The following is a 5090-nucleotide window of genomic DNA, read 5'->3' on the forward strand; positions in this document are numbered from 1 at the left end:
CGGCCGGCCGGGCGGGCCCCGGCCGACAACGGTCCCGGCGGCCGCGGCGCCCGCCCCCGGTCACGCGGCCGTGGTCGAGCCCCTCGTGGAGCGCGTTGACCCGCACCAGTGGGGACGCATCGACGACGACGGCGTGGTCTACGTGCACACCGCCGCGGGCGAGCGGGCCATCGGGAACTGGCAGGCCGGCGACGCCGAGGCGGGATTGGCCCACTTCGGCCGCAAGTTCGACGACTTCAACACCGAGATCGCCCTGCTGGAGGCACGCCTGGCCTCCGGGACGGGCGATCCCAAGGCCACCAAGGCCCAGGCGATCGCGCTGCGCGATCAGGTCGAGTCGCTCCCCGCGATCGGCGATCTGGACAACGCCGCGGTGCGGCTGGAGATCGTCATCGGGGTGGCCGACGCCGCGATCGCCGGTGCCTCCACCGCCCGGATCGCCGCCAGCAACGCGGCCATCAAGGCCAATGAGGACCTGTGCGCCGAGGGCGAGGCGCAGGACGATTCGACCCAGTGGAAGTCCACCGGTGATCGCCTCAAGGCCATCGTCGAGGAATGGCGCACCATCCGCGGCATCGACCGGAAGACCGACGACGCGCTGTGGAAGCGGTTCGCCAAGGCCAGGGACACCTTCACCCGCCGCCGGGGGTCGCACTTCGCCGAGCTGGACAAGCAGCGCGGGGCCGCGAAGGAGGCCAAGGAGGAGCTGATCAAGCGGGCCGAGGCGCTGTCGGAGTCCAACGAGTGGGGCGAGACCGCGGCCAAGTACCGGACCTTGATGGATGAGTGGAAGGCCACCGGCCGCGCGCCCCGCGACGTCGAGGACGCGCTCTGGGGCCGGTTCCGGGCGGCGCAGGAGAAGTTCTTCTCCCGGCGGAACAAGGTGTTCTCGGAGCGGGACGCCGAGTTCGCCACGAACGCCGCCAAGAAGGAAGAGCTCCTCGCCGAGGCCGAGAAGATCGACCCGGCGGCCGGGTTGGACCAGGCCAAGGCCAGGATGCGCACCATCCAGGAGCGCTGGGAAGCGGCCGGCAAGGTCCCGCGGGAGCGGATCCGGGAACTCGACCAGCGCCTCAAGGCGGTCGAGGACCGGATCAAGGCCGCCGAGGACCGGCACTGGCGTCGCACCGATCCCGAGACCGAGGCCCGGGTGGCCCAGTTCCGCGCGCGGGTGGAGTCGTTCCACGCGCAGGCGGCCAAGGCCCGCGCCTCCGGCGACGAGCGCAAGGCCAAGCAGGCCGAGGCGCAGGCCAAGCAGTGGGAGGAGTGGCTCCGCACCGCGCAGAACGCGGTCGACCGCTAGCCGTCGACCCACCGGGAGCACGGTCGTTCCGCGCTCCCGGTGGGCGCGCCGTGCGCGGACGGGCTCAGCGTCGTCCCTGTGCACCGGCGGCGGCGTGTGGGTGACGCCGGGTTTGCCCTCCGGCCGCGGGTCGCGACGCACCCGGCACCCCGGCACCCGGGCACCCGGGCACCCGGGGGGACCGTCCCGACGACGGTGTCGGCGGCGGGTGGGTCAGCCGCAGGCGCCGGCGGGTTCCGGCCGCCGGGCGGGACGCCCGACCACCGGCATGCCCAGTCCCACACCCGGGGTGAGCAGTGCGGTGCCCTCCTCGGAACGATCACCGGCCCGGGTCCGGCGGTGGGTCAGGACCCCGCCGTCGGCGACCAGATGGTGCGGGGCCGCGTGCGTGACCACGGTGGTGACGACGTCGCCGGGCCGGATGGCGCGGTCGACGTGGCCGCCGGCCGGCGCGGGGTCCGGGACGAAGTGCACGAGGCGCCCGTCCCGGCCGCGGCCGGTCAACCGTCCGCTCCGCGCGTCCTTGCGCCCCTCCCCGGCCGAGACCAGAACCTCGACGGTCCGGCCGACGAGGGCCTCGTTGCCGGCCAGCGTCGCGGCGGTGACCACCTCGGTCAGTCGCGCGAAGCGATGGGCCACGACGTCCGGCGGCACCTGGTCGGGCAGCGTCGCCGCCGGCGTGCCCGGGCGCGGCGAGTACTGGAAGGTGAAGGCGCCGGCGAACCGGGCGGCCCGCGCGACCTCGAGCGTCTGCTCGAAGTCCTCCTCGGTCTCGCCCGGGAAGCCGACGATGATGTCGGTGGTGATGGCGGCGTCGGGCATCGCGTCGCGGACCTCGGCGAGAATCGAGAGGTACCGCGCCGACCGGTAGGAGCGGCGCATCGCCTTGAGCACGCGGTCCGACCCGGACTGCAGCGGCATGTGCAACTGGTGGCACACGTTCGGCGTTTGCGCCATCGCCTCGATGACGTCGGTGGTGAAGTCCTTCGGGTGCGGCGAGGTGAAACGGACGCGTTCCAGTCCCTCGATCCGGCCGCAGGCGCGGAGCAGCTTGCCGAACGCTTGACGGTCGCCGAACTGCACGCCGTAGGAGTTGACGTTCTGCCCGAGCAGGGTCACTTCCAGCACGCCGTCGTCGACCAGCATCTGCACCTCGGCCAGCACGTCACCGGGGCGGCGGTCGGCCTCCCGGCCCCGCAGCGACGGCACGATGCAGAAGGTGCAGGTGTTGTTGCAGCCCACCGAGATGGACACCCAGCCCGCGTAGTGCGACTCGCGCTTGGCCGGCAGCGAGGACGGGAAGACCTCGAGGGCGTCCAGGATCTCCACCTCGGCCCGGGCATTGTGCCGGGCCCGCTCGAGCAGGGTCGGCAGCGACCCGACGTTGTGCGTGCCGAAGACCACGTCGACCCAGGGCGCCCGGCGGACGATCTCGCCGCGGTCCTTCTGGGCCAGGCAGCCGCCGACCGCGATCTGCATGCCGGGGTGCTGGGCCTTGACCGACGCCAGGTGCCCGAGGTTGCCGTAGAGCTTGTTGTCCGCGTTCTCGCGCACGGCGCACGTGTTGAACACGACGACGTCGGCCCGGTCGCCGTCGGTCACGGCCGTGTATCCGGCCTGTTCCAGCAGGCCGGACAGGCGTTCCGAGTCGTGCACGTTCATCTGGCAGCCGAAGGTCCGGACCTGGTAGGTCCGGGAATCGTCGGTCGAGGCGGTTACTGCTGAGGTCACGGCACTCAGGGTAGTTGGCGCGAGCGCCGGCGACGTCCGCCCGGGGCCGTGGAATCGCCCGGTGCGGGCCACCGATTGCGTAAAGGTTCGATGACAGCTCGCCCGTCCGGCGCACATGTGTCCGCCGTGTGTGACAGTCTCGAACAACCTGTGAGTGACGATGCGCCGACCGGGGAGGTTATGTGAGCGACGGCCCGACACCAACGAGCACCGGGCGAACGATGATCTCGATGAGGGATGTCGACAAGCATTTCGGGTCGCTGCATGTGCTCAAGAACATCCAGCTGGAGGTCCCGACCGGCCAGGTGGTGATCGTCATCGGGCCCTCCGGGAGCGGCAAGTCGACCCTGTGCCGCACGATCAACCGGCTGGAATCGATCGACTCCGGGCACATCGAGATCGACGGCACCCCGCTTCCCGACGAGGGCAAGGCGCTGGCCCAGCTGCGCTCCGACGTGGGCATGGTGTTCCAGTCGTTCAACCTGTTCGCCCACAAGACGATCCTGCAGAACGTCACCTTGGGGCCGATCAAGGTCCGGAAGATGAACAAGGGCAAGGCCGAGGAGCTGGCCCTGTCGCTGCTGCGCCGGGTGGGGGTGGAGTCGCAGAAGGACAAGCTGCCGGCCCAGCTCTCCGGCGGCCAGCAGCAGCGCGTCGCGATCGCCCGGGCGCTGGCGATGCAGCCCAAGGTGATGCTGTTCGACGAGCCGACCAGCGCCCTGGACCCGGAGATGGTCAACGAGGTGCTGGACGTGATGACCTCGCTGGCCAAGGAGGGCATGACGATGGTCGTCGTCACCCACGAGATGGGCTTCGCCCGCAAGGCCGGCGACCGCGTCCTGTTCATGGCCGACGGGGAGATCGTCGAGGACGCCCGGCCGGACGAGTTCTTCACCAACCCGACGTCGACCCGGGCCAAGGACTTCCTGAGCAAGATCCTCACCCACTGAGTGACCCACCGGATCTACCCACGGCCCGGGACCGCCCCGGCGCCGAGTATCACCGGAAGGAAGCACCGCATGAAACTCCGCAGAATCGGATCGGCGATCGCCGGCGCGGCCGCGCTGGCCCTCGTCGTCACCGGCTGCAGCAGCGGTTCCACCTCGTCGTCGACCAGTGCGGCGGCCAGCGCGGCGGCGTCCGCGACGTCGGCCGCCGCCAGCGCGATGTCGGGAGCCGAGAGTGCGATGTCGTCCGCCGCCGCCGGCGCCAGCAGCGCGGCGGCCGGAGCCACCGGCGACTCGCAGGTGATGACGAACGCCGGCGAGGGCAAGGTCACCGTCGGTATCAAGTTCGACCAGCCCGGCTTGGGGCTGAAGAACCCGGACGGCTCGTTCAGCGGTTTCGACGTCGAGGTGGCCAAGTACGTCGCCGGCAAGCTCGGGGTTCCCGAGGGCGGCATCACCTTCGTCGAGTCCAAGTCGGCCGAACGCGAGGGCCTGATCGACCGCGGCGAGGTGGACTACATCGTCGCGACGTACTCGATCACCGATGCCCGCAAGGAGAAGGTCAACTTCGCCGGGCCGTACTTCGTCGCCGCCCAGGACCTGCTGGTCAAGTCGGACAACACCGACATCACCGGCCCGGAGGCGATGGCCGGGAAGATCCTCTGCTCGGTCACCGGCTCGACCTCGGCGCAGAAGGTGAAGGACAACTACGCGCAGGACGTGGCGCTGCAGGAGTACGGCACCTACACCGAGTGCGTCGAGGCGCTGCGCTCGGGCGCCGTCGATGCCGTGACCACCGACAACGTGATCCTCGCCGGGTACGCCTCGCAGTACCCCGGTGAGCTCAAGGTCGTGGGCAAGGGCTTCTCGACCGAGAACTACGGCATCGGCCTGAAGAAGGGCGACACCGCCGGTACCGAGGCGATCAACGCGGCCATCGCGGCCATGATCGCCGACGGGTCCTGGAAGCAGGCCCTCGAGGACACCGTCGGACCGTCGGGCTTCACCATCCCGGCGCCGCCGACGCCGTCCAGCTGATCCGACCAGGCCCGGGGGGGGGGGGCGCCCCCCCCCCCCCCGCCCCCCCACAGGCGGCCCCCCCCCCCCCC

4 protein-coding genes are annotated in these 5090 nt (G+C 71.2%); 3 read left to right on the plus strand and 1 reads right to left on the minus strand.

Annotated elements, in window-relative coordinates:
• The coding region (locus ACOJUF_RS20385) for a DUF349 domain-containing protein (RefSeq protein WP_420123647.1) at positions 1 to 1303 on the plus strand (1303 nt) is incomplete at its 5' end.
• Between the two features lie 213 nt (positions 1304 to 1516).
• On the opposite strand, the gene miaB is transcribed toward ACOJUF_RS20385, so the two are convergent.
• Positions 1517 to 3034, minus strand: a complete 1518-nt coding sequence (miaB, locus tag ACOJUF_RS20390) for a tRNA (N6-isopentenyl adenosine(37)-C2)-methylthiotransferase MiaB (protein ID WP_420123648.1) — start codon at positions 3032 to 3034, stop codon at positions 1517 to 1519.
• A gap of 221 nt (positions 3035 to 3255) precedes the next feature.
• Between miaB and ACOJUF_RS20395 the strand changes: the two genes are divergently transcribed.
• Complete coding sequence (locus ACOJUF_RS20395) at positions 3256 to 3984, plus strand: amino acid ABC transporter ATP-binding protein (RefSeq protein ID WP_420123649.1); 729 nt, start codon at positions 3256 to 3258, stop codon at positions 3982 to 3984.
• 69 nt (positions 3985 to 4053) lie between these two features.
• Positions 4054 to 5019, plus strand: a complete 966-nt coding sequence (locus tag ACOJUF_RS20400) for a glutamate ABC transporter substrate-binding protein (protein ID WP_420123650.1) — start codon at positions 4054 to 4056, stop codon at positions 5017 to 5019.
• Positions 5020 to 5090 lie beyond the last annotated feature (71 nt).

This window comes from Nakamurella sp., assembly GCF_048594475.1.
Classification (GTDB): Bacteria; Actinomycetota; Actinomycetes; order Mycobacteriales; family Nakamurellaceae; genus Nakamurella.

Excerpts from the sequence above, each read along its gene's own strand:
- ACOJUF_RS20395 (WP_420123649.1), top strand. The coding sequence starts at position 3,256 with ATGATCTCGATGAGGGATGTCGACAAGCATTTCGGGTCGCTGCATGTG.
- ACOJUF_RS20400 (WP_420123650.1), top strand. The coding sequence starts at position 4,054 with ATGAAACTCCGCAGAATCGGATCGGCGATCGCCGGCGCGGCCGCGCTG.